Raw genomic sequence first — 24046 nt, forward strand, 5'->3', positions numbered from 1 at the left:
CCCCCCACCCCGGAGGACCGTCACCGCACCCCGACAGCCCCGCGCAGCGGCCCCGCCCGCCGCAGGCGAAACGGCGACAAACCCCCACGGCGGGGCGGCCGACAACGTGGGAAGCAGGCAAAGCGCAGCGAAACGGCTACGTACGTCGGGACAAGACGTCGTCGATGACCTTCGCCCACTGGGCGACCACGCGGTCCCGCCGTGCCGAGTCGTCCGTCAGGAGGTTGGCCAGGCCGAGCCCGCGGGCCATGTCGAGGAGGCCCTGGACGGTTTCCCGGACTCCGGGGACGGACTCGTCGGCCTCCAGCAGGGCCACCGCCGTACGGTGCGCCTCGCGGCCCACGCGGGCCTCCAGCGCGGTGACCCGGGAGCGGAGTTGCTCCTCGTCCGAGGCGGCCACCCAGAGGTGGAGCGCGGCCCGGAACAGCGGTCCCGTGTAGAGGCCCACCAGTTCCTCGACGATGATCCAGGTGCGGGCGATGGAGCCGGCGGGCGGCAGGTTGTGCGCCATGGCCTGCACCGCGCCCTGCCGCTTCTCGGCGACGTGCTCGACGGCCGCGGTGAACAGGTCCTCGCGGGTACGGAAGTGGTGCTGGGCGGCGCCGCGCGAGACGCCCGCCCGTTCGGCCACGACGGAGACCGTGCTGCCGCTCCAGCCCCGCTCGGCCAGGCAGGAGACGGCGGCCTCCAGCAGTTTGAGGCGGGTGGCGCGGCTGCGTTCCTGCTGGGGCTCCTTGGGGCCGCGCGCCGGGGTCAGCGCGCCCATTCGGGGGCCCGTCGTTCCAGGAAGGCAGTCATGCCCTCGCGCGCCTCGGCGGAGGCGAAGAGCCGCGCGGACTGCTCGGCGAGCGCGTCGGTGTCCCGGTCGAAGGCGGCCAGCACCCCGGCCGTCACCAGCTTCTTCGACTCGGCCAGCCCCTGGGGGGAGCCCTTGCGCAGGGCGTCCAGGAGGGGGGCCAGTGCCGCGTCGATGTCGGCAGAGTCGGTGGTGTCGAGGGTGAGCAGGCCGATCCTGGCGGCCTCCGCGGGACCGAACTTCTCGCCCGTCAGGTAGTAGCGGCCGGCGGCGCGGGCGTCCAGGCGCGGCAGCAGCGGCAGCGAGATGACCGCGGGGGCGAGTCCGAGCCGCGCCTCGGTGAAGGCGAAGGTGGCGTGCGGACCGGCCACCGCGATGTCGCAGGCGCCGAGCAGGCCGAGCCCGCCCGCCCGTACGTGGCCGGTCACGCGGGCAACGACCGGTTTGGGCAGCTCCACGATGGCCCGCAGCAGCCGGGCGAGCCCCAGCGGGCCGTCCGTGGCGGCGCCGGAGGTGGCCTCGGTCAGGTCCGCTCCGGCGCAGAACGTGCCGCCGGTGTGGGCGAGGAGCACGGCGCGCACGGTGTCGTCCGCCGCCGCGTCCGCGAGGCCCTGGTGCAGTTCGGCCACCAGGCGGGCGGAGAGCGCGTTGCGGTTGTGCGGGGAGTCGAGGGTGAGGGTGGCGATCCCGTGCTCGTGGGAGCGCGCCACCAGGGGTGTCGCGGGGGCCGCGCCGGCGGGCGCGGGCGGTGCGTCGGTCATCGGGCCGTCGAACTCCTTTCCCTGGCGCGCAGTTCGCGGCGCAGGATCTTTCCGGTGGTGGCGCGCGGCACGCTGTCCAGGAATTCCACGCGGCGCACCTTCTTGTACGGGGCAACCCGACGGGCAACGTAGGCGATGACCTCGTCGGCGGTGAGCGCGGCCCCCTGCCGGCGCACCACGAACGCCTTGGGGACCTCGTTGCCGTCCTCGTCGGTGACGCCGACGACGGCCGCGTCCGCGATGCCTTCGTGGGCGAGCAGCAGCGCTTCGAGGTCGGCGGGGGCGACCTGGTAGCCCTTGTATTTGATCAACTCCTTGACGCGGTCGACGACATACAGCCAGCCGTCCGCGTCCGTTCGTCCGATGTCGCCGGTGTGCAGCCAGCCCTCGGGGTCGATCATCGCGTCGGTCTCCGCGGGGCGCCCCAGATAGCCCTTCATCATCTGCGGTCCCTGGATGAGGATTTCGCCGCTCTCCCCGGGCCCCAGGTCCGCGCCGGTCTCCAGGGACACGATGCGCATCCGGGTGTTGGGGAGCAGTATGCCGACGGCCCCCGGGGGTGGGGCGGTGGCGGAGGCGGGCACCACGTGGGTGGCCGGGGAGAGTTCGGTCATCCCGTACGCCTGGAGGACCGCGGGCAGGCCGAGGCGGCGGGCGCAGGCGGCGGCGAGTCCGGCGTCCAGCGGGGCGGCGGCGCAGACGAGGTGCCGGAGGGAGGACAGGTCGTAGTCGTCGACCATCGGGTGTTTGGCCAGTGCGAGCACGATCGGGGGCGCCGCGTACACCTCGGTGATGCGGTGGTCGGCTATCGCGGCGAGGAACTGCCGCAGGTCGAAGCGGGGCAGCACCACGACGGTGGCGCCGTTGCGCAGCGGGGCGTTCATCAGGGCGGTCAGCCCGTAGATGTGGGTCAGTGGCTCTAAAGGACCAGCGAGGCGCACGATCCATTCCCCTCCTACCGCGGTGCTGCCGCGGTCGTCACGAGGGTGTCAGCGCGACCAAGAACAATCAAGCCCGCTTGCATGATTCTTGAGGGCAGGCCAGCGGCCCCGGTCCCGGAATGACCTTCCCGCACTTGCGGCAGACCCACGGGTCCGGTTCCCATACGGGGTGCACTTCGTAGGCCACGTCCAGCAGGAACCCGACCTCATCGGCCTTGCTCGCGGTGCACGCGATCCGGCGTACGACCTGACGGAGCATGGCGTTCTTCTCTTCCGGCGTGAACGTCTCCCACTCAGCGATCATGCCGACCATGAGGGGACGAAATTCCGCGCGGTCCGGGGTGTCTTCAACGACCTTGAGGGATTGGAGACTTGTCAGGATGCTCCCCTTCTTCTTGGTGAACTGGTCGCGCACCCGTGCATAGCTGTCCGCCGGATAGTTCTCCGGGTTGAGCGCGTAGTCGGAGACAAGCCGGTCGAGGGCGCCGTCGATCTTCGCCAACTCGGCTGCCAAGCGGGCCCGTTCCTCGGTAATCCTTGCCTTGGGGTCGGGCTTCTTCTCGGTATGGCCGGGTGTTGGGGGAGCGTTGTCGACGCCCTCGGCGACCTCCCGTTCAAGGAACGTCAACAGTTCCTTCTCGATGTCTTCCCGTAGGACGTAGAGTCCCTGCTCGCAAGCGGATTTGCCCTTGTTCTTGTGGTTGCTGCACACGAACGTGTGGCCGCGGATCTGTCGGCCGTCCTTAGTCGCGGATCTCGCGATGCCGGTACCTCGGCAGTTTCCGCAGGCCGTGATTCCGGTGTTGGCGTACGTGGCGCTACGGGCCCTTGGGGGCGTGTTCTTCACCTGCTGACGGTGGTGTTCGTAGTTCTCCCACTCGTCCGGCGTGAGAATCGCGGGTTGGGCCCCAGCGATGTAGATCATTCGACCGTTCTTGCAGTCCGAGAAATGATCTTGTCCCAGCTTGCACGGGCATTCCGGGTCGTGGACGCGTAGCAGTCCAGCTGCGAATCCCGAGTCCAGGTAGCGCTGCACCGTGTTCGGTGCCCAGCGATTCCCGCGCGTCGTGGGGATGCGCAACTCGTCGTTGAGCCAGTGTGCAAGGGATGCGAACCCGGCCCGGTTGAGCTTCCGGTCGTACATCTCCTCTGCGACCTCGGCGTACTGCTGGTGCAGTTCGTATCGCTCTTCTTGCAGCCGCCATCCGCCCGGCGCGGTGGCGTCGGGTATGCGCCGGGGGTGCCAGAGGTACCCGAACCTCGGGCGCCCGGTGGCGGGCAGTTTCATCGCACGCCGGAACTCGTGCGTCTCCTTCCACTGCTCGCCGGCGCGGTTCGATTCGAAGTTACCGAAGGCGAAGATCATTTCTCGTTGCAGTTCGCCGACGGCCGTTCGTGCATCGACTGGTTCGGTTGCCGATTCGAGCTGCCCTCCGACGGCTTCGAGCCGGGCGAGGTTGACGGCGTTGCCGGTGCGGTTGCGGCCGAAACGGCTGTATCGCCATACGGCGATGCCGCGGGCCTCGCCTCGTTCCACGCGCTCGATGGCGCCCATGATCCTGCGTTTGAAGTGGCGGCCTGATTCGTCGAGGTCGACGATGAACGGTTCGAGCAGGCGGCGCCCGGTGCGGGCTGCCCATTGCCGGATCGCTGTCTCTTGCAGTTCGGGGCTGATCTTCTCCTCTTTCCAGGTACTGACTCTGATGTATCCGAGCCAGGGCTCGCCGATGGTCGGCGCTGCCTGGAACGCGGGTGGTATGAGGGTCACTGTGCCTTCCGTTCGTTCGGTTACTGCTGACGCGGGCGCAGTGTGATCACGTTGCCCGCGACGTGCTCGGCACTCCCTTGGCGCCCGGTGTCGGGCGGGGTGGGAGCGTCGAGCAGGCCGCGCACGACGTGGTCGAGGGCACGGACGTATCCGGCCCGACGGCGTCGGCGAGTTGTTGGGCAGTGACTTTGTCGGTGGTGTGCACGGTGTGGGTGGTGACCTGCGGTACAACTACCGCTTTGCGGGGACGGCACCCGGTTGCACTCGGCCTTCTCGTACGTCCTCGTAGCACTGGAAGTAGCCGGCTTTGGTGTGGTGTTCGGCGTCGGCTTCGACTTTGCGGAGGGTCATTCGCCATGCGCTGATGAGCAGGGCCGGGACGGCGATCAGGGTGGTGATGCCGCCGGCGTAGAGCGGTGCGACGTGCTCAGAGTGGATGAGACCTTCGCCAAGCAGGGTGAGGGCAGCGACGACCACGGCCGCGAGGGCGTACATGACGGTGTGCAGGGTGCGTCGAGACATGGATTTCCTTGTTACTTACTGGTGTCGCCTCTCTCGGATGTTTCGTCGAGGAGTGCGTTCACCATGGACATGACCGCGGCTTTGTGTGCCGGCCTGGTGATGCCGAGCGCCGCGAGCGCTTCGTCGGTACTGATCGACGTGGGCCGTTCGACTTCGGCCTCGGGGATGATGCCGGCCAGTACCAGGAGCGGGGTTAGCGGGACGTTGAGCGCCTGAGCGACCTTGCCGAGAGTGGCAGGGTCGGCTCCGCCGTCGTCCCGCAACAAGCGCGAGACGGTCGCTTGTGGGATGCCGGATTCATCGGCAAAGACACGCCGGCCGCCTCCCCTCTGCGAGAGGTTGTATCCGCGACGCTGCAATTCGTCATGGAGCCACCGACCAACGGTGAGCGCTCCACCGGGCTGTGGGGGACGGGCCTGGGGTTTCATTCTTGCAATGTACCGCGCACGAGCGATCGCTAACGCACTGGCGGTGATTTTCAGGCATGGCTTTGACCCCCTTTTGACGCACCCAGGGTGACGAACACCCCTGGTGATCGATCGTACACATCGTCACTGCATTAGATACAAGCGGATAAGTGCACGTTGCGTGATTTACCCACTCATCTGACGTTACCCCCCACCACTGACATCGGTCCTTGATCAATCTAACTTCCACTCATGATTGATACCTGCTACGTTCCACTCGTGATCGATACGTCGTACTCACGAAAGGTCGTACGGACGTGGCATACACCCCTGCCCATCTGATCGCCGCCGCCCAGACGCACGGCGACCACACCACCGCCGAAATCGCGCGCCGTCTTGGCGTCCCCTACGTCTCCGCCTACCGATGGGTGACCGGGCGCCACGCGCCCAGCCCCGAGGGGCTCGCCGCCATCGAGCGGGCCTACGGCGTCACCGCGGCCACGATCTTCACCGGGGAGGCGGCGTGATCACCTCCAAGGAAGAGGCGTTTGCCGCCGCCCGCGCCGTGCTGGATCGGGCCCGCGCCCGCCGTGACTCCATGCCCATACGCGCTGCGGCCGAGGCCGCCGCCGTCGGCAGCGCCCACACCGCCGACGAAATCGAGTTCATCCTGCGCCGCCTGCGCCGCCAGGCCGCCGCGGATCGCACCCGCGCGGCCGACCTGCCTGCCGCGGCCTGACGCCGCCGGCCTCGACCTCGCCCCACACTCGAAGGAATCAGCGATGACCGTCGTCACCCTCGCCGACCACCAGCCTCAGCAGCAGCTCGCCGCCCCCGCCATGCCCCGCATGTCGGTCGAGTCCAAGTTGGACTACTGCCGCGCCTTTGCCGCGTCCGGTCTGCTCCCCCGCCAGTTCCGCGGGCAGCCGGCCAACCTGCTCTATGCGGTCGAGTACACCGAGAGTCTCGGCCTGCACCCCATGGTCGCCATCACCGGCGTGCATGTGATCGAGGGCAAGCCGAGCGCGTCGTCGGCCCTGATCTCCGCCCTTGTCCGGCGCGCCGGGCACCGGTTGCGTATCAAGGGCGACGCGACGGCCGCCGTTGCGCAGGTCATCCGCACCGATGACCCCGACTGGACGTTCGAGGTTCGGTTCACCGTCGAGGACGCGCGTCGCGCCGGTCTGCTCGGCAAGGACGTGTGGAAGAAGTACCCGGCCGCGATGCTCAAGGCCCGCGCGCTGTCCGCTGTCGCCCGGGATGCCTGCGAAGAGGCGTTGTTCGGCATTCACTACACCCCCGAGGAACTCGGGGCCGTGGTCGACCAGGAGGGGAACCCGGTCTACCTCGCCGGGGAGATCCAGCGGGACACCGGCGAGCAGGCTCCGCGGGACGTCGAGGGGCCCGATTTCCTGGCTCTGGCCGAGGACTGCGCGGATGCCGACGGGGTGCGTGCGGTGTGGGCGCAGGCAAAGGCCGCGGGGGCGCCTCAGCAGTACCTCGACCACGTGGCCGCCGTCGGCCGGAACAAGCCCGGTGCCAAGGGGGCCGAGCAACCGCCGGTCGAGGACGTCGTCGAGGCTAAGCCGGCCGGTGACGCCCAGATATCCCCCGAGCTGGCCGAGATGTACGACGCTGCGCAGGCCGCCGGCCTCGACTTCGAGGAGGCCGACGAGGCGTTCGAGGCGGCGCACGGATGCCCGGCCGTCTTCGCTAGCGCCGAGCAGTTGCGCGCCCAGGTTGCTGACCTGCGTGAGGCAGTCGAGGGGGAGCGGTGAGCGCCGCGGACATTAAGGCCGCGACCACCCGAGAGGCCGTGTTGAAAGCGCTGCTGGACGAGGTGAAGGCCGCGTACGAGGAGGCTCGTACGGAGGTGCAGCATCACCTCGACGCCGCCCATGAAGTCACCGGGGCAAGGCAGTTCGCCGCCACGCTGCCGGACGGTACGAAGGTGGGCACCATCAGCCTTACGGGCGGGGAGCCGGCCGCGCAGGTCGTCGACGAGGAGTCGTTCACGGCCTGGGCTCGGACGGCGTTCCCGGCCGAGCGCGTGACGCGGATCGTCAAGGAGATGCGAGCCGCGTTCGTCGAGCGGCTGCTCGGCGAGATGACCGCGGCCGGTGTGCCGCAGATCGTCGACCCGGCCTCGGGCGAGGTGCACGAAGTGCCCGGGGTGGAGATCCGGCCTACCCGGCGCCGCTCGCACTCCGTGCGGTTCGCCAAGGGGGGCAAAGACCTCGTCGGCGAGGCGTGGCGATCGGGCGTGTTGGCGCCCCTGGTGCTGCCGATGCTCGCCCCCGGCACAACAGATGAGGCCGCGTGAGGTGCGGCCACTGGGACGGCTCGGAGCGCCGCTACTGCGGTGCCCCGGGGGCCCGCCGGTACGTCATCGGCCATCGCTGCCCCCTGCACTCCCCTGCCGTCCTGAAAGTCCCGTCTAGCCGCATGTAAGGAAGGCGCGTTGAGCCTCGACGCTATGGATTGGGTGTGGACCCGGTCCGCCGCCAAGGGCACCGGCCGAATGGTGCTGCTCGCCATCGCGGACAAGTGCCCCGGCCCCGACTGCACCGCGTACGCAGGCACGACCATGCTCGTGCAGCGGACGAACGCGGCCCGTTCATCCGTCGTGACCGCCGTCGACAAGCTGCTCAAGTCTGGCGAGTTGGAAGTCGTCGAGGGCGCAACGGGGCCGCGTAGAGAGACCGTGTACCGGCTCCCGCTCGCCATCGGCCACCGCCGCGCCGAGTCCGATTCGACCCCTTATGGAGGTCCGAAATCCGGACCGGTACGGAATCCGGACCGGTCCGAGAACCGGACCCTCGGGGGTACAGATTCCGGACCCCAGGGGTACGAAAACCGGACCCCCACCGGTCCGGAATCCGGACCCCAGAACGCATATGAACGCAATCACCAAGAAGAACAGCAGCAGCCGCGCGCGGGTGCGTCACCGGTAGTCGAGCAACTGCGCCCCCTCGCCGACGCCCTCGCCGCCGCCGGAGTCGAGGTCAGGTGGACGCTCGGACTCGGCGAGCAGCGCGACGTATGGCGCCTGGTCCAGGCGCACGGTGCCGCCGCCCTGGTTGACCTCGCCGCCCGCCGCACCCACCCCGGCGACGGCCCCAAACCGGCCCGCTATTGGCTGCGTGTCTGGTCCGACCTCGACCACGCCCCCGCCGCCGCGCCGCACGGCTCCAACGTCGTCCCGCTACGGCCCGCGCCGGCCGCCCCCACCAGCCATACCGACAACTTGGCCGCAGGGCTTGCCCTGTTGGAGAAGGAAGGTTTCGCCTAATGCAGCACGCCCACGTCGCCGCCCTGTTGAACTTCGCCGCCACCCTCGACAGCCGCGTACGTCGCGTCATGGCCAGCCCCGAGCAGTCCGCGGCCACCATCCGCACGTGGACACAGGCCCTCGACGGCATCCCCGCGGAGTCCGAGGCCGCTGGCTGGGACGCCGGCCGCGCTGTGCGCCGCTACTACGAACAGCGCAACGGCGACCGCAGCGCACAGTTCCGGCCGATCGAGCCGCACGACCTCCTCGCTGCCTTCGCACCGCACCGCGCCGAGTTGATGAACCGCCACACCGACCCCGCGCCGCCGGTCGACCCCGACAACGTCGACGCCTACCTCGCTGAGCTACGCACCGGGCGGGCCGCCGTCGCCACCGGCCAGGCCGCGCCCGTCGAGCACCCCCAGCTCACCGGCGGGCCGCACCCCGCCATCGAGGCCCGCCTCGCCGCCATCGGCAGCCCCATCCCGCCGGCCGTCCGGCAGCAACTCGCCGCCTACCGGCCCACCAAGGCACGCCGCGAGGCCACCGTCGCCGCCGGCCAGCCCGACCCCCTGTCGGTGCCGTGCCCGTGGTGCCACGCCGAGGAAGAACAGCCGTGCCGCGGCGGATGGCGCCCCAACAGCAAAGGCCGCCGCACCAAGACCACCCCGCACGACAGCCGAACCGAACTCGCCGCCAATCCCCAGGGAGTTGCAGCATGAGCCGCACCACCTACCGCCTTACGGCCACCTGGCCCACCCCTGCACCCCGTGTGCAGTTCCAGACGTCCGACCGCAAACGTCTCTACTCCAAAGCCCGGACGTGGGCAGGCGAGGGCGCCGTCGTCGTGATCGAGAAAGCCCGCGGCGCGCGATGGCTGCCCGACACCACCCTCGACGGCCCCGCCATGCTCGCCGAGCAGCAGCACCAGGCCGCCCAGAAGGCAGCCGCCGCCCGCCGAGCCACCGTCGAGGCCGAACTCGCCGCCCGCACCGCCCGGTTCGTCGACAACCTGCTCGCCGAGCACCACCAGGCCGAGCACAACCGGCACGCCCGACTCATGCAGGCCCCGCCCGTCCCCCGCCGCGCCTCGGGCCGCCTCGCCGCCGCCCACGTCGTTGCCGGCCGGGGCATCCGATGACCGCCCGCGCCGTTGTCGCCCTGCTGGCAGGGGAACTGTACGACCTGCACCCGGACGCGTACGCCGGACGCGAGCACCCCGTCGCCCCGGCCGCCATCGAGGCCGCCGAGCGCCTACTCACTGGCCTCGCCGAGCACGGCCTCACCATCACCACGAACCGGGCCGCGTAGCCCGCCAGGGGCGCCCAAAACTGCACGTCAAGGGGCGTCCCTACGCGCTATCATTCATTCGCGATCGATAGTTACCGTTCACGAGAGAGGTACTGCCATGGCCGGAGAGACCACGATCACCCTCGCTGGGAACCTCGTCGACGACCCCGAGCTGCGGTTCACCACCGCCGGCGCCGCCGTCGCCAAATTCCGCGTAGCCAGCACCCCCCGCACCTTCGACCGCCAGACCAACGAATGGCGCGACGGCGAAAGCCTGTTTCTGACCTGCTCCGTGTGGCGCCAGGCCGCCGAGAACGCCGCAGAGTCGCTGACCCGCGGCATGCGCGTCATCGTCACCGGCCGACTCAAGCAGCGCACCTACGACGACCGCGAAGGCATCAAGCGAACCATGTTCGAGCTGGACGTCGAGGAAGTCGGCCCGTCCCTGCTGCGCGCGACCGCCACCGTCACCAAGGCAGGCCACCACAAGGCCCCCCAGCAGCCGCAGCAGCCCGCCGCAGACCCCTGGACCACCCAGACCCCAGCAGCACCGCAATACGCCGCAGAACCGCCGTTCTAGCCGCTCCCGCCGCGACCGGTCGAACCCGCCCCCCCGTGCGCGCGGGGGACGGCCCCCGCCTCGCTCGACTCCCCCCTCGACACCTCGGAGGTCCGCCCTGTGATCGTCCCGACCCGACGCACGGTCCACGTGACCCGGACCGAGCACGCCCTACCCTTGCCCGCTCCCCTGCTCGACGTCGCACACCTCGTTGAGATCGTGCGCAATGAGCTGCACCGCGTTGACCGGCCGGCCGACGACGCCGAGGTACGCGTCACCGACGGGGACCTGATCGCGTCGTACGAGAGGCCGCGCCTTTCGGCGGTCCGCCCATGACCGCCGGCACCCGCAACGAACGCCGGGCGCAGGTCGACGTGTTGCTCGCCCGCTACGCCCGCCACGCCCCGCGGAGGCCGCGCACCTGCGGGCCCTGATCAAGGCCGAGCGCACCGCGGCCGACCGGTACCGACGCCAGGCCGGTGGGCAGCAAACCGCCGTACGCCGGTTGCAGCGCCGCCTCGACGCCGCCGAGCAGGCCATCGTCGAGGCCGAGCAGCGCGCCAACGTCGCCGAGCAATCCAGTCCCGGGAGGGATGAACCATGCACAACCCTGTAGCTGTTCGCGCCGCCGAGAACCTCGCGACCATCCGGAAGCACTGGGCCGAGCTGCTGCTCGCCGTCGAGACCCCGCCGGCTGACGCGTGGCCGCCGCGGCAGCTCGTGCACACGCTGCGCGCCGTCGACGACGAGCAGCTCATCGTCGAGGACCGGGCGCCGCTGGTGCTGCGCGAGCACCCCGCGCCGCTGAACGTTGACGCCCTCGACACCGGCCTCGCCATCGAGCGCGCCCTGTTCGACCTTGCCGACATCTTCGCCGCCGGGGTCCAGCACGCCGACCTCGACGACCCGCGCCGCTGGACGTTCCGCAGTCCAACCGACCCCGGGAGCCGCGCGCACGGCCTGCACTGGGCCGCGGCCTACGTCGAGGGCCGGGTGCTCGACGAGGACACCGAGCCCGAACTACTCGACGACGACACTCTCGTGTCGGCCCCGTTCGCGCCCCTGCCCGAGTACCTGCTGCACGAGGCTGCCCGCGTGGCGCACCAGTGCGCCGGCCGTCTGCTGCGCGCCCTTGGCCTTGACCACCGCGCCACCCCGGTGCCCGACCGGCCGTGCCCCTGGTGCGGCGGTGAACTCACCTTGCACACAGGTCCGGATCAGGGGCCGAGCGTCACGTGCGGCACCGGCCCGCTCTGCCCCGCCCCCGTACCGCTCACCCTCACGCGCCGGCGGGTGTGGGAGTGGCACGACTTGCTCGCCCTGGTGGCCGCGTTGGACGGGGCGGAGCAGGGAGGGGAAGTGCCCCCGATGGCCGCGTGAGGTGAAGTCGTGAGCCAGGGCCCGGAGTTGGTTTCGGGCCCTTTCGCAGAAGATCTTGTGAACTGAGTTCAGAACACGGTACAGTTGCGAACGTAGCGCCGGACTGCACCCGGCACCCAACAACCCACGGGAGCAACCCCCATGGACATGACCCCCCTGGCAGAGCGCGCCAACGTCACGTACGCCATCGTCGGCAGCGGCAAAGCCCTGCACTTCTCGCCCCGCAACGACGAGACGCTGTGCCACCGAGAGATCCGCGCATACATCGATCTCGCCGAGGCGTGCGAACTGCTCGACGAGCAGGGCATGAAGATGTGCAAGCTGTGTTTCCGGGCCGGACAGAAGCGCGCCGCCGAACGCGAGGCCGCCATCACACCCGACGTTGAGCGCGAGCAGATCGCCGCCCTTGGCGCCCCGCAAACCGTCGAGGCCGCTGTCGAGCTGATGCGCAGCACCCGCCATCTGGGCACCCGAGCCGACGCCGCCCGCGCGGCCGGCAAGCTGTACCGCTCCCTCAACGACGCCGCCCGCGCCGCTCTGCCCCCGCAACTTGCCGACACCCTCGACACCATCAACCGCACCGACAGCGAGCTGTCACTCGTGAACCTGAGCAATCGCGCCGTTGAACTGTGGGACGAGCAGCCTGCCATCGAGCAGCAAGCCGTAGCGGCTGACATTCCGTCCGACACGTGGACGATCACGACCCGCAACGGTGAGGAGATCGCCCGCGTTGAGGGCGCCACGGTCGAGGACATGACCCGCGCCGCCGAGGCCCTGCCCGCCGTGCGCGCCAACATCAAGCGCGAGGGCGGATTCGCCCGGCGCCGCCTCTACACCTCCGAACTGCTGCCCGCGGACACTGAGCAGCGCGTCGTCGAGGGTGTCGTCGTCGCGCACTCAGGCACGGCCGAGGGGTGCGCGCCGGCCGACGCCGCGCACCCGGACGTCGTGGCCGCCCGCGAGGCCCTTGCCGGCCTAGCCGCAGCGACCATGACCGAGCACCACGACGTCACCGAGCCGACCGAGGACGAGCAGACCGTACGCGGGTACCTGATCGACCCCCGCACTCACGGCCGCGTCGCCGTGTACTGGCTCGAAGGGGGCCGGATCATCCGCCGCGACCAGATGCCGCACGGGCCCGCCCTCGACTGCCTCGCCGACCGCCTGCGTCGCCGCGGGTGGGCCGTCGAAAAGATGCTGCGTTCCTCGCAGTGCGTGTTCGCCCACCTGCCGACCGAGGGCGGCGCGCCCGCCCCGCAGACGACGGCCGCCGCGGTTGAGCCGGCCCCGGCCGAGTGCCTGCACCGGGTCGCCGTCCGCCCGGACGTGTCCGGCGACCCGATCAAGGCGTGCGTCCGGATGCAGCCCACCCAGGACGCCGGCGTATTCAGCGACGAGGGATGCGTCGAGGCGTACGACTGCGCCGTGCAGGCCGCCAACCGGGCCGCCGAGATGAACGCCGAGGAAGACGCCCCCGCCAGCGACCCGGTGTACGCGTGGGACCTGCTGTGCGTCGAGCACCGCGACAGCGAACAGCAGATCGACACCTGCGAGGAGTGCAACGCGGCCGAGAACCAGCCGGACGCCACCGCGGCCGAGCTGCTCGACACCGTCGACGCGATCGAGAAGGCCGAGCGCGTCGACGGCACCTGGCACGGCGGTTGGATCGCTGGGACGACAACGCCAGCCGACGAGCTGCTGTTCACCCTTGACCCCGCCGACGTCGAGCAGGGCGCCCTATTTATCTGATCACTGACCGCCCGCCCCGGAAGCCGCCGGGGCGGGCCCATCCCGATGGAGATCCGCACATGCCCAAGGAACGTGACGACCGGCCCGAGCAGTACACGCGCAGCGACACCAGCAAGCAGCCCACAACCCCGGCCGGCCAGCAGGCGGCAGTCGAGGGCATGCTCACCGCGGAGGGGTTCCTGCCTGCTCACAAACCCGAGACGGCCGAACACAACCGCCGCGCAGCAGACCGACAGAGGCTCGGCCCCGGGTCGGCTACTCAACGCTTCACCGAGCAGATGCTCGGCATCATGGCGGAGTATGAGCAGCGGCGACGCGAGGAGATCATCGCGGCCGGCGGCGACCCCAACGAAGACCGTGACCCGTTCGAAACGGTGCGTGCCATCGCTGACCAGTGGGCTACGACCGAGGCCGACGACGAGGGACGCGCGGCCCTGCTCGACGACCTCGCCGACCAACTCGACACCACCGAGGTTCGCGCGCTACGCCTCGCCGCCGAGGCCGCCGCTGCCATCACTCCGCGGCTGATCTACGCGGACGCCGACCACGGCGTAAAGGCCGCTGACACCGCGGCCGACCTGGGCGTGAGCGAGTCCTACGTGTACCGCATCCTGCGCACCCGACCCGCCAAGTAACCAAAGCGGCCCGTCACAGGCGACTGCACCGCCGGACGGGCCTAACCACCACGGAAGCAACCCCCGCAATGGCTACGCACAACCCTACCGCCGGTGCGCCGGCCGCCCCGAGTCGCCTGTCGTGGGCCCCCTCGGCGCGGCCGTCGCCGCAACCGTCGGATTTGCGTTGCTCGCGTTCCGACTCTCCTTCGAGTCCCTCACTGGGCTTGCCATCCTGTTCGCGTCGGGCCGCGATATGCCCGGTCGCTACGTCGCTGCCAGAGCGGATCAGTCTCGGTGGCCTCCGACGCACATCACCAATTTGGCATATTTAAGTGCAATATTCGCATATCGGACAGGTTTCCTGGGGAGAAAAGAGATCATTCGATCACCGCAAGGAGACCGCGATGACCAGGTTGATGGACGCACTCACGGGGCTGCTGGGGAGCGCGATACCGCGGACGAGAACGCCGACAAGGTTCACGACGCCGTCGACAAGGTCGGGGGCTTCATCAATGAGGACCAAGGCGGGGTCGACTGGGGCTGGCGCGGCGGGGGCTGACTGACACCCCTCTCCGCCCATCCGCAATCAGCCTGGGAGCGGGCAGGTGGATCACGTACCCACCCGCCCCTGGTACCACCCGGCGGGCCGAGAACAGCGCGACCCACCGGACGCGCCCTAGCAGTTCACAGACACCAACTCGTTCACACAGCAGGGAGAACTGGCAGTGCCGCAATCGAGCCACAAATCCAACTCCACGTACGACGCCTGCTTCGTCGACCCGTACAGCGAAGGCGACCTGTACCTCTTCAAGGGAGACCAGGTCTGCAAGGTCGACTCCGCCAGCGACAAACGCCGACAGGAGCCCCAGAAGATCTCCCAGTGGCGCAGCCAATACCCGTTCAGCGACGGCATCGACGCCTGCTTCGTCGACCCGTACAGCAAGGGCGACCTGTACCTCTTCAGGGGAGACCAGGTCTGCAAGGTCGACTCCGCCAGCGACAAACGCCGACAGGAGCCCCAGAAGATCTCCCAGTGGCGCAGCCAATACCCCTTCAGCGACGGCATCGACGCCTGCTTCGTCGACCCGTACAGCAAGGGCGACCTGTACCTCTTCAGGGGAGACCAGGTCTGCAAGGTCGACTCCGCCAGCGACAAACGCCGACAGGAGCCCCAGAAGATCTCCCAGTGGCGCAGCCAATACCCGTTCAGCGACGGCATCGACGCCTGCTTCGTCGACCCGTACAGCAAGGGCGACCTGTACCTCTTCAGGGGAGACCAGGTCTGCAAGGTCGACTCCGCCAGCGACAAACGCCGACAGGAGCCCCAGAAGATCTCCCAGTGGCGCAGCCAATACCCCTTCCTACGTGCGATGTTCGCCTGACCAGCATCACGCGTCAGTCCTGTTCCACGACCCACCGCTTGGTCAACAGCTTTAAGTCGTGCGGGACGCGGGGCAGTGAGCTGCGTGCATGGCCGAACGGGCTTTGGGAACGCGACTTGCTGCCGTTATCAAGCCGTGATCTAATGGGTGGCGCCTCCGGCGTGCCCGGAAACTGAACGTACGCCCCGTCGACTCTCCCCCCCGGTCGACGGGGCGTTCGCATGCCCAAAGGAGGTGATGAGCCATCGCCGCGCCCATCACCGACAAGGACCGCAACGAGGTTCGCCGCCTTCACGCGGCCGGCCAGTCCCGGAACCAGATCGCCCGCGCCATCGGGCGCAGCAGCTCGACCGTGTCGAAGATCGCACGCGACGAGGGGCTGCGGTTCGAGGGCGGGGCGCGGGTCGCTCCGGCCACCGCGGCGCGGCAACTCGACCTCGCCGAGCAGCGCCGGCAGCTCGTCGGTCGCCTGTACGCCCGTGCGTCCGCCAACCTCGACCGCATCGAGGCCCCCACCTACACCCGCGCCGAGCTGCTGCCGAACGGCCGCACGGTCCGCGTGATCTCCGATGAGCCGCCCGCCCAGGATGAGCGTCACCACTCCCAAGCGATCAGCTCCTACCTGTCGAGCGCTGCGCGGCTCGCGGAGATCGACGCGGGCACCGGCGCCGGCGAGGTCCGCAGCATGTTGACCGATCTTGCGAAGGGTCTCCGGGCCGCCTTCGTCGACGCCGACCAGGCCGACGAGGACGAGGAGGCCAGCCGGGAGGGGTGAGGATGCTCGACTCGCTTCCCCTGTCTCGGAAACAGCTCAAGTCCATCGCGCAGGCCACCGCCCGTATCTGCCTGTGGCATGGTGCGGTGCGCTCCGGCAAGACCGTGGCCTCGCTGCTGGCGTTCGTCCTGGCCGTGGCCGAGGCGCCCGCGTCCGGGCTGATCGTGATCTGTGGGCGCAGCTTGCAGACCATCGAGCGGAACTGTCTCGAACCGCTGCAAGACGAGGCGCTGTTCGGGCCCGTCGCCCGGCAGGTGCGGCACACCCGCGGGGCGACCACGGCCGTCATTCTCGGCCGTACGGTGCACCTGATCGGCGCGGCCGACGCTCGCGCCGAGGGCCGCCTGCGCGGCCTGACTGCCTGCCTGGCCTACGTCGACGAGGCAACGCTGCTCCCCGAAGGTTTCTGGACGCAGCTCCTTGCCCGTCTGTCCGTGCCTGGGGCGCGTCTGCTGGCCACCACCAACCCGGACGGCCCGCGCCACTGGCTCAAGACGGGGTACCTGGATCGCGAACGCGAACTCGACCTACGTTCTTGGCACTTCCGCCTCGACGACAACCCGAGCTTGTCCCGCGCCTACGTCGCATCGCTCGCCGCCGAGTACGTCGGGCTGTGGAAACGCCGGATGATCGACGGCGCGTGGTGCGTCGCCGAAGGCGCCGTCTACGACATGTGGGACGAGCAGCAGCACGTCGTCGACTCCCTGCCCGCGATGCGCCGGCTGTGGCTCGGCATCGACTACGGCACCACCAACGCCACTTCGGCCGTGCTGCTCGGCCTCGGCGACGACGACCGCCTGTACGCAGTCGCCGAATGGCGCCATGACTCCCGGCAGACCCGCCGGCAGATGACCGACGCGCAGTACAGCACCGCCATACGTCGATGGCTGGCCGAGCAACAGGTCGAACCAGAGTGGACGTTCGTCGACCCGAGCGCCGCAAGCTTTTCCACACAGTTGTGGACGGACGGGCACCCCGGCATCGCACGTGCCCGAAACGACGTCCTCGACGGCATCCGCAGCGTGTCGACCGCGCTCGACTCCGGCCTGCTGCGCGTCCACTCCTCATGCTCCGGACTGCTGTCCGAGCTACCTGGCTATGCATGGGACCCCGCCGCGTCCGACCGCGGCGAAGACCGCCCGATCAAGCGCGACGACCACAGCGCCGACGCCCTGCGCTACGCCGTGCACTCCACCGCGCACGAGTGGCGCCACCTGATACCCGCGCCCGCCGATGAGGAGGTGACGCCCCGTGCCGCTGCCTGACAACGGCGCCCCGTGGCCGCCGCCGACGCTCGGCCACCTGTACCGCGAGATGCGCGTCGACGACGCCTGGTACTCCGGCGACCGGCGCCGCCTGGCCGACGTCCACCAAGACCACCAGCACCGGCGCGACGGCCGCCGCCGACTGTGGGCCCGCCACCGCCACCCGCAGCCCGGCCGGCACGACACCCGACTGCATATCCCGCTTCCCGCCGACATCGCGACCACCTCGGCCGACCTCCTGTTCAGCGAACCGCCCACATTCACCGTGACCGACCCCGCGGTGCAGGCCCGGCTCGACGANACTGCATATCCCGCTTCCCGCCGACATCGCGACCACCTCGGCCGACCTCCTGTTCAGCGAACCGCCCACATTCACCGTGACCGACCCCGCGGTGCAGGCCCGGCTCGACGAGATCACCGAGGCCGGCGGCATTGCGAACACGCTGCTTGAAGCGGCCGAAGTGGCTGCCGCACTTGGCGGGGTGTACCTGCGCGTCACGTGGGATGCCTCCCTCGCTGCCCGGCCGCTGCTGACGGCCGTGCATGCCGACTGCGCCATACCGGAATTCCGCTGGGGGCAACTCGCCGCCGTCACCTTCTGGCGTGAGCTGTCCGCGGACGGCTCCACGATCTGGCGCCACTTGGAGCGGCACAAGGTCGGGCGCATCCTGCACGGCCTCTACCAGGGCACCACCGACAGCCTCGGCGCGCGGACGCCGCTCACGGAACACCCCGAGACGGCACCGCTGGCCGACTCCCTCGGCGCTGAGGGCGACACGATCGAGACCGGCCTCGACCAGCTCACGGCCGCCTACGTGCCCAATATCCGCCCCAATCGCCGGCATCGCGGGTCACCGTTCGGCCGCAGCGACTACCAGAGCGCGCACGACCTGTTCGATGCCCTCGACGAGACGTGGTCTTCGTGGCTGCGCGATATCCGCCTCGCCCGCGCCCGGTTGATCGTGCCCGACGGCTACCTACGCGACCACGGCCCCGGCCGCGGCGCGTCGTTCGACGATGACCGGGAGATCTGGCAGGCGCTCAGCATTCCGCCGGGCGACAACAACGCGGCAGGGATCACCCTGTCTCAGTTCGCCATCAGGGTTGCTGAGCACCAGCAGACGGCCGACGCAATCATGCGGCAGGCCGTACAACTCGCCGGCTACTCCGCGCAGTCCTTCGGCCTGGGCGACTCGACCGCCGCCACGGCGACCGAGGTCACTGCCCGCGAACGCCGATCGATGATCACGCGGGACAAGAAGTCACGGTACTGGGCCCCGGCCCTGGCCGACATGCTGCATGTGATGCTCCGCCTTGACCAGGCCCTCTACACCCCGGAACTGGCACCGGAACGGCCGGTGATTGTGTTCGGGGATTCCGTCAGCGAGGACCCGCAGGGCGTCGCGCAAACGCTGTCCCTGCTCCAGCAGGCACAGGCCGTCAGTGTCGAGACAAAAGTGCGGATTTTGCATCCGGATTGGGACGACGACGCCGTGCGGGCCGAGGTCGAGCGGATCCTCGCCGAGACCGGCGCCGCCGTGCCCGACCCGATGCAGGCTGGCGCCTTCGACTAGCTACCGCGCCCGGAAGATCACCGCCAAAAGCCGTTCCGCTCGTGCCCTGACCTGCGGTTCGGGGTGTGCCATGGCTACAGCGAGCAGCACCGTAACCAGGGCATAAAAGGGGGTAGAAACGGCCGCGATTTGCGCATCATTTCCCATCACACGAGAGAGATTACAAGCTCGCTGATTCCACAAGGATGACACTTATGATTTGACTTTACAGCGCTCCGTTGTATTGTTAGCCCTGTCAATTCCCATAAAGCGCAGGCCAGAGGCCACCTTCGAAGTCTCACAGTCTTCTTGCGCAAGGCATTCGAACAGAGATTCGCGTGACGCGCATCACGCGAATCTCTTTTTGTCATTCCGCACTTTTCGGCATTTAGTCGAAATATCCGGGGGGAGTGGGCATGCCTATTTATCCCGGAATGGTCGAGGATCTGTCGGCCGGCGTGCGCGACCTCTACGCGGACGCCGAGGCGCGGCTGCTGGGCATCGTCGCCCGGCAGCTCGCCGCCGGCTACGACGCTCCGGGGTGGGCAGTCGCCAAGCTTGCCGACATTCAGCCGTTGCGGCGGGCCGCGCAGAGCGTCGTCGACGAACTCGGCAAGGCCATGACGCTGGACGTGTTCGACGTGGTCGCCGAGGCATACAACACCGGTGCCCGCGCGGGACTGGCTGAACTCGGCGCGCTGCACGACAACGACGCCCAGCGGATCGCTGAAAGCACCCCGAACGGGCGCGCCGTTGACCGGCTGGCGCACGAGACCGTCGACCGCGTCACCGCCACGCACCGCGGCATTCTCCGCGGCGTGGAAGACGGTTACCGCCAGGTGGTTGCCGAGGTATCCGCTGCACCCCTGCTCGGCATCGACACCCGCCGGCAGGCCACCCAACGCGCGATGGAGCGGTTTGCCGACCGGGGCCTGAGGACGTTCGTCGACAAGAGCGGGCGCGCGTGGTCGATGACCTCGTACGCCGAGATGGCCGTGCGCACCAGCGTGGGGCGCGCCGCGGTCGAGGCGCACGGCGACCGCATCCGCGCCGCCGGGGTATCTCTGGTGATCGTCTCCAACGCACCGCACGAGTGCCCGCTGTGCAAGCCCTACGAGGGCCGTGTGCTGACCCTGGACGGCCCCGACGGGGCCCGGATGATCGAAGTCGAGCACGCCGTCGAGGACGGCCGCACGGTTCGTGTGCAGGTCGCCGGATCCCTCGACGAAGCGCGCCGCCACGGGTTCCAACACCCGAACTGTCGGCACTCCACCAGCGCCTACCTGCCCGGGGTGACCCGGGCCCCGGTCGAGCACTCCACCGACCCCGACGGGTACGAGGCAACACAGCGGCAGCGCGCGATCGAGCAGGGTATCCGGAAGTGGAAGAACCGCGCCGCCGCGGCAGTGGCCCCCGAGGGAAAGCGGGCGGCCGAGGCCAAGGTGCGCGCCTGGCAGAAGAAGCAGCGCGAACACCTCGCCGAACACCCAGAGTTGATCCGTAAGCGGTACCGCGAGCAGCCCGGCGCCGGGAACCTCCCGAGCAACGCGCCTCGTCCGCCGCAGGACGCCGTCGAGGCCGCCCGCGTGCGCGCCGGCGACGAGCGGACCCTGCCGGAGATGCGCGACGAGCAGCTCGCCGTCGCGCACGGCTCCGGGCACCTGGACGAGCGCGACCGCGGCCGGATTGAGGCCGAGGCAGACCGGCGCGACGAGCGCGACCTGCTCGACCGTGTCCGTCCGCACGGGCGCCTCGCCGAGGATCTGACCGCGTTCGGTGACACCGAACTCGCCCGCGCACTGCCGCACCTGGGCGACGACGACGTGCTGCGGGTGGCTGCCGAGATGGACCGCCGCGACGTGGCCACCGGCCTGCCTGGCGCCCGGACTGACTTGATCGGCCTGTCCGACGCACAGCTCGCCCGCCGTGCCCGTGGTGCGGACGCCGGGGAGCTGGGCGCGCTGGATGCCGAGGCGAACCGCCGCGACCTGCTGCGGAAGGTCTTCCCCGGCGGGCACCTGGCCGCCGACATGTCCGGCCTGGGCGACGACGTCCTCGGCTGGGCTATCCGCTACGGCCGCGAGGGCGACGTCGAGAGGATCGCCGACGAACTCGACCGCCGGCACCCGTCCGCCCCGCCGGCCGAGGCCGCCGGCACGCACACCGTCGAGGGACAGCTCGCCGACCGGGCCGCCGTCGACGAGGCCCTCGCGCCGGCCGCCGCCCCGGACGACTGGGCGCATCTCGCGCTTGACGACGACCGGTACGCGGGCATGTCCGCCACCGAGCGATGGATCGCCGAACGCGAAGAGGCGCAGCAGTCCGCGCAGGCCGCCTACACCCGCGCCGAAATCCGCGAGCTGTACCGGGAGCACTGCTACCGGCAGTTGCTTGCCGCCGAGGACTGGACAAACGGCTACCTGCTCAACCGCCGCGCCGCAGCCCAAGGGATCGACCCCGAGTCGCTGTTCTCCGGGCCGGCGCATGTGGCGTATGCGCATGCGTCCGAAGAGCTCCGCCGGTACTGGGCCGAGGTCGAGCCGCGGCTCACCCTGGCCGAATACACTGAACAGCTCACCGGAGTTCGTACCGCCGAGGGCGACCGCGCACGGCACAGCCGGGACGACCAACAGAACCGATTCTGACCAAGGGGGCACGTGCCATGGGGCCGCGGCAGCAGCTCGTACGCGCGATCCACGAGGGCCAGCAGGCCGGCCTCGACCGGCAGCGCGTAACCGTGTGCCCGTATCCCGCCGGCGATCTACGCCGCTCAGCGTGGGTGCGCGGATACACCGCCGGCCGACGCAAGGCCGAGGGCTAAATGACGTCCGGCAGGCTGCGGGACCGCCCACCCATGCAGACCAGCAGCCTGCCGTAGTCAGGAGGGCGAACTATTACAGGTCACCCGTCCCTGATCGCACCGCGACCTGAATCATCGGCAAATCGCGTATACCGTTCCGGAGCCATCTTGCCCATTAACCTGGCTGGGGAATGCCCGAACATGTGCGTGCCAACCACGATGGTCAGGCGTGGGACGGGAAGCAAGAACAGCCCTATCGTGATCTCGGGAATCCGCCCCGCCACCGATTACGTACATGCCATCGGGACACATTGCGTTGCCGTGTCCGTCCCCGTCAACGATCGTGAACTCATTCGAGACGTATCGAGGGCTAGGACCTGCCGCACTAGCCATGCTTGCCGTGCCAGAGGCGATCAACAATGCACATCCGAGCAGCCCCGCTCCACGGAGCACCTGATGCGTACGCACGCGCCCTCCCGTTCAACCGTTGAGATGATCACCTTCAGCGAAGGTGCACGACACATTCACGCGTTCCTCAATCTCAACTTGAGGAAATTCTGCAAATGTCCATGACTTCGTCCGTTGAGATGATGCACCAACAGGAAGTCGTGCACACCCCTCATTTGGGCGATGCGTGTCAACGTTTAGCGCCCTCCACCCGCTACAGAGCGGAACGTCGAGGCGCGCTAATCACTCGTCCGCCAGCTGCCTAAGCATCTTCCGGATCCCGCTGGCCGCCGGGAAACCGACGCCCCGTAGCCCCCGGCACGCGCCACCAGCCCAAGGGTTCGCCGATCACGGCGGGCCCTTTTCCCATACCCGCACACGCTCGGAGGAACGATCCGCCATGCCTGAAACCCTGACCCCCGCCGCCGGCCCGGATACGGGCAGGCAGGCCGAGCAGCCGACGCAGCCCGCGGGCGAGAGCACCCCGCCGGCACCCCCGGGCAGCTCGTCGACCGCGGCCGACGAGCAGCAGCTCGCCGCCGCCGAGCAGCGCGCGAGCGAGCAGGCCGAGCGCGCGCAGCAGCTACAAACCGCGCTCGACGCCGTGCAGCAGGCGCTGAATCTCGACGGGAACGGCGAGGGCGAGCAGGATCCGGCCGCGCTGGCTGCCACGGTCGCCGAGCGCGACAAGCAGCTCGACCAGACCGGCGCCGAGCTGCGCACGGCACGCGTGCAACTGGCCGCCTACAAGGCCGCCGCAGACCACGGCGCCCGCGCCGACCGCCTGCTGAACAGTCGGTCGTTCCTCGACACGGTCGCCGCACTCGACCCCGCCGACGCGACGTTCGACGAGCAACTCGTCGCCGCGATCCGGGCCGCGGTCGAGGCCGACCCGGATCTGTACCGAGCAACCCCGACCGTCCCCGGCCGCGGCGGTGCGGAGTTCAACGGCGCCCCGGCTGCGCCCACCAAGCCGGCCACCCTCCGCGACGCCATCGCCGCCCGGCTTGGCGCCTAAAACCTAGGAAGTACCCACATGGCAATCACCCTCGCCGACGCCAAGCTGAACACGCAGGACGACATCGACCTGCGCGTGATCGACGAGTTCCGCAAGTCCTCCTGGCTGCTGGACAACCTGACCTTCGACGACGTCGTGAACCCGGCCGGCGGCGGCGCGACGCTGACCTACGGCTACACGCGTCTGGTGTCCGAGCGCGGCGCGGCCTTCCGTCCACTGGGCACCGAGTACGGCACCGAGCAGGCCAAGCGGTCCCGCGCGACCGTCGACCTGTCCGTGCTGGGCGGCGCGTTCGAGATCGACCGCGTCCTGTCCAACCTCGGCCCGGCCGCCACCAATGAGGTGGCGTTTCAGATGGGGCAGACGATCAAGTCGGCCCGCGCGTTCTTCTCCGATCAGGTCATCAACGGCACCCGCAACACCTCCACCGCGACCGGGTTCGAGGGACTGTCGAAGGTGCTGACGGGCTCCAGCACGGAGTACAAGACCGCGGCCGACTGGTCCACCCCCGCCGACCAGGCCGCAGCGCACAACGCCCTCGACAGCCTCGACGAGTTCCTCGGCCAGCTCGACGACACCCCCTCGGCGCTGCTGGGCAACAAGAAGACCATCGCCCGTATCCGCAGCCTTGCGCGCCGGGCCGGCTACTACAGCCGCACCGAGAACGCGTTCGGGCAGACGGTCGAGTCGTACAACGGGATTCCGTTCATCGACCTGGGCGCCAAGGCCGGCAGCGCCGATCCGG

27 protein-coding genes and 1 pseudogene are annotated in these 24046 nt (G+C 69.5%); 21 read left to right on the forward strand and 7 right to left on the reverse strand.

Going from position 1 to position 24046, the window contains the following annotated elements:
* Window positions 1-136: 136 nt before the first annotated feature.
* From ACO1BR_RS41100 to ACO1BR_RS41125, 6 genes and pseudogenes are all read right to left on the reverse strand, one after another.
* Window positions 137-766: a TetR/AcrR family transcriptional regulator gene (locus tag ACO1BR_RS41100; RefSeq protein WP_426800226.1), complete on the reverse strand. Its 630-nt coding sequence runs from the start codon at window positions 764-766 to the stop codon at window positions 137-139.
* Window positions 754-1557 carry an enoyl-CoA hydratase family protein gene (locus tag ACO1BR_RS41105; protein ID WP_426800227.1) on the reverse strand — a complete coding sequence of 268 codons (804 nt, stop codon included), beginning with the start codon at window positions 1555-1557 and terminating at the stop codon, window positions 754-756. Before ACO1BR_RS41105 ends, ACO1BR_RS41100 begins: the two co-directional genes overlap by 13 nt.
* Window positions 1554-2474, reverse strand: a pseudogene (locus tag ACO1BR_RS41110) (AMP-binding protein); the annotation flags it as partial. The gene ACO1BR_RS41105 and the pseudogene ACO1BR_RS41110, both read right to left, overlap by 4 nt.
* 91 nt (window positions 2475-2565) lie before the next feature.
* The gene (locus ACO1BR_RS41115; RefSeq protein WP_426800228.1) at window positions 2566-4266 is read right to left on the reverse strand and encodes a recombinase family protein; all 1701 of its coding nucleotides are present in this window, start codon (window positions 4264-4266) and stop codon (window positions 2566-2568) included.
* A gap of 231 nt (window positions 4267-4497) precedes the next feature.
* Window positions 4498-4788, reverse strand: a complete 291-nt coding sequence (locus ACO1BR_RS41120) for a hypothetical protein (RefSeq protein ID WP_426800229.1) — start codon at window positions 4786-4788, stop codon at window positions 4498-4500.
* An 11-nt stretch (window positions 4789-4799) separates the two neighbouring features.
* Window positions 4800-5216 carry a helix-turn-helix domain-containing protein gene (locus ACO1BR_RS41125; protein WP_426800230.1) on the reverse strand — a complete coding sequence of 139 codons (417 nt, stop codon included), beginning with the start codon at window positions 5214-5216 and terminating at the stop codon, window positions 4800-4802.
* Window positions 5217-5512: 296 nt separating this feature from the next.
* Here ACO1BR_RS41125 and ACO1BR_RS41130 point away from each other — a divergent pair, with 296 nt between their 5' ends.
* The 10 genes from ACO1BR_RS41130 to ACO1BR_RS41175 all read left to right on the forward strand — a co-directional run bounded on the left by ACO1BR_RS41130 (window position 5513) and on the right by ACO1BR_RS41175 (window position 10651).
* A complete protein-coding gene (locus ACO1BR_RS41130; protein WP_426800231.1) occupies window positions 5513-5722 on the forward strand; it encodes a helix-turn-helix domain-containing protein in 210 nt (69 codons plus the stop codon).
* A complete protein-coding gene (locus tag ACO1BR_RS41135; protein WP_205365955.1) occupies window positions 5719-5934 on the forward strand; it encodes a hypothetical protein in 216 nt (71 codons plus the stop codon). Before ACO1BR_RS41130 ends, ACO1BR_RS41135 begins: the two co-directional genes overlap by 4 nt.
* Before the next feature lie 43 nt (window positions 5935-5977).
* The gene (locus tag ACO1BR_RS41140; RefSeq protein WP_426800232.1) at window positions 5978-6973 is read left to right on the forward strand and encodes a hypothetical protein; all 996 of its coding nucleotides are present in this window, start codon (window positions 5978-5980) and stop codon (window positions 6971-6973) included.
* Window positions 6970-7518, forward strand: coding sequence for a hypothetical protein (locus ACO1BR_RS41145; RefSeq protein WP_426800233.1), 549 nt, complete (start codon window positions 6970-6972; stop codon window positions 7516-7518). Before ACO1BR_RS41140 ends, ACO1BR_RS41145 begins: the two co-directional genes overlap by 4 nt.
* Before the next feature lie 138 nt (window positions 7519-7656).
* Complete coding sequence (locus ACO1BR_RS41150) at window positions 7657-8487, forward strand: hypothetical protein (RefSeq protein WP_426800234.1); 831 nt, start codon at window positions 7657-7659, stop codon at window positions 8485-8487.
* Entirely contained in the window at window positions 8487-9188 is a 702-nt protein-coding gene (locus ACO1BR_RS41155) for a zinc finger domain-containing protein (RefSeq protein WP_426800235.1), read from the forward strand. Before ACO1BR_RS41150 ends, ACO1BR_RS41155 begins: the two co-directional genes overlap by 1 nt.
* Window positions 9185-9607 carry a hypothetical protein gene (locus ACO1BR_RS41160; protein WP_426800236.1) on the forward strand — a complete coding sequence of 141 codons (423 nt, stop codon included), beginning with the start codon at window positions 9185-9187 and terminating at the stop codon, window positions 9605-9607. The genes ACO1BR_RS41155 and ACO1BR_RS41160 overlap by 4 nt, the downstream gene beginning before the upstream one ends.
* Complete coding sequence (locus tag ACO1BR_RS41165; RefSeq protein ID WP_426800237.1) at window positions 9604-9777, forward strand: hypothetical protein; 174 nt, start codon at window positions 9604-9606, stop codon at window positions 9775-9777. The genes ACO1BR_RS41160 and ACO1BR_RS41165 overlap by 4 nt, the downstream gene beginning before the upstream one ends.
* 97 nt (window positions 9778-9874) lie before the next feature.
* Window positions 9875-10336, forward strand: a complete 462-nt coding sequence (locus ACO1BR_RS41170) for a single-stranded DNA-binding protein (protein ID WP_426800238.1) — start codon at window positions 9875-9877, stop codon at window positions 10334-10336.
* Between the two features lie 156 nt (window positions 10337-10492).
* Entirely contained in the window at window positions 10493-10651 is a 159-nt protein-coding gene (locus ACO1BR_RS41175) for a hypothetical protein (RefSeq protein WP_426800239.1), read from the forward strand.
* A 52-nt stretch (window positions 10652-10703) separates the two neighbouring features.
* Here ACO1BR_RS41175 and ACO1BR_RS41180 read toward each other — a convergent pair whose 3' ends face one another.
* Window positions 10704-10892 carry a hypothetical protein gene (locus ACO1BR_RS41180; protein ID WP_426800240.1) on the reverse strand — a complete coding sequence of 63 codons (189 nt, stop codon included), beginning with the start codon at window positions 10890-10892 and terminating at the stop codon, window positions 10704-10706.
* Between the two features lie 23 nt (window positions 10893-10915).
* On the opposite strand from ACO1BR_RS41180, the gene ACO1BR_RS41185 reads away from it, so the two are divergent.
* From ACO1BR_RS41185 to ACO1BR_RS41235, 11 genes are all read left to right on the forward strand, one after another.
* Window positions 10916-11695 (forward strand): hypothetical protein, encoded by a 780-nt coding sequence (locus ACO1BR_RS41185; protein ID WP_426800241.1) that lies wholly within the window; start codon window positions 10916-10918, stop codon window positions 11693-11695.
* 141 nt (window positions 11696-11836) lie between these two features.
* A complete protein-coding gene (locus tag ACO1BR_RS41190; RefSeq protein WP_426800242.1) occupies window positions 11837-13444 on the forward strand; it encodes a hypothetical protein in 1608 nt (535 codons plus the stop codon).
* 59 nt (window positions 13445-13503) lie between these two features.
* Window positions 13504-14079 (forward strand): hypothetical protein, encoded by a 576-nt coding sequence (locus tag ACO1BR_RS41195; RefSeq protein WP_426800243.1) that lies wholly within the window; start codon window positions 13504-13506, stop codon window positions 14077-14079.
* Window positions 14080-14786: 707 nt separating this feature from the next.
* Window positions 14787-15443, forward strand: a complete 657-nt coding sequence (locus tag ACO1BR_RS41200; RefSeq protein ID WP_426800244.1) for a hypothetical protein — start codon at window positions 14787-14789, stop codon at window positions 15441-15443.
* Window positions 15444-15699: 256 nt separating this feature from the next.
* A complete protein-coding gene (locus ACO1BR_RS41205; protein WP_426800250.1) occupies window positions 15700-16218 on the forward strand; it encodes a helix-turn-helix domain-containing protein in 519 nt (172 codons plus the stop codon).
* A 2-nt stretch (window positions 16219-16220) separates the two neighbouring features.
* Window positions 16221-17483, forward strand: a complete 1263-nt coding sequence (locus ACO1BR_RS41210) for a PBSX family phage terminase large subunit (RefSeq protein ID WP_426800245.1) — start codon at window positions 16221-16223, stop codon at window positions 17481-17483.
* Window positions 17484-17833: 350 nt separating this feature from the next.
* Entirely contained in the window at window positions 17834-19057 is a 1224-nt protein-coding gene (locus ACO1BR_RS41215; RefSeq protein WP_426800251.1) for a phage portal protein, read from the forward strand.
* Window positions 19058-19452: 395 nt separating this feature from the next.
* Window positions 19453-21681 (forward strand): phage minor capsid protein, encoded by a 2229-nt coding sequence (locus ACO1BR_RS41220; protein ID WP_426800246.1) that lies wholly within the window; start codon window positions 19453-19455, stop codon window positions 21679-21681.
* A 17-nt stretch (window positions 21682-21698) separates the two neighbouring features.
* On the forward strand, window positions 21699-21857 hold the full coding sequence (locus tag ACO1BR_RS41225; protein ID WP_426800247.1) for an Rmf/CrpP fold protein: 159 nt from the start codon (window positions 21699-21701) through the stop codon (window positions 21855-21857).
* An 826-nt stretch (window positions 21858-22683) separates the two neighbouring features.
* On the forward strand, window positions 22684-23301 hold the full coding sequence (locus ACO1BR_RS41230; protein ID WP_426800248.1) for a hypothetical protein: 618 nt from the start codon (window positions 22684-22686) through the stop codon (window positions 23299-23301).
* Between the two features lie 18 nt (window positions 23302-23319).
* Window positions 23320-24046 (forward strand): major capsid protein (locus ACO1BR_RS41235; protein WP_426800249.1); only part of this gene is annotated, 727 nt, incomplete at its 3' end.

The sequence above is a fragment of the Streptomyces sp. YGL11-2 genome (genome assembly GCF_050054615.1).
In the GTDB taxonomy this organism is placed as follows: Bacteria; Actinomycetota; Actinomycetes; order Streptomycetales; family Streptomycetaceae; genus Streptomyces.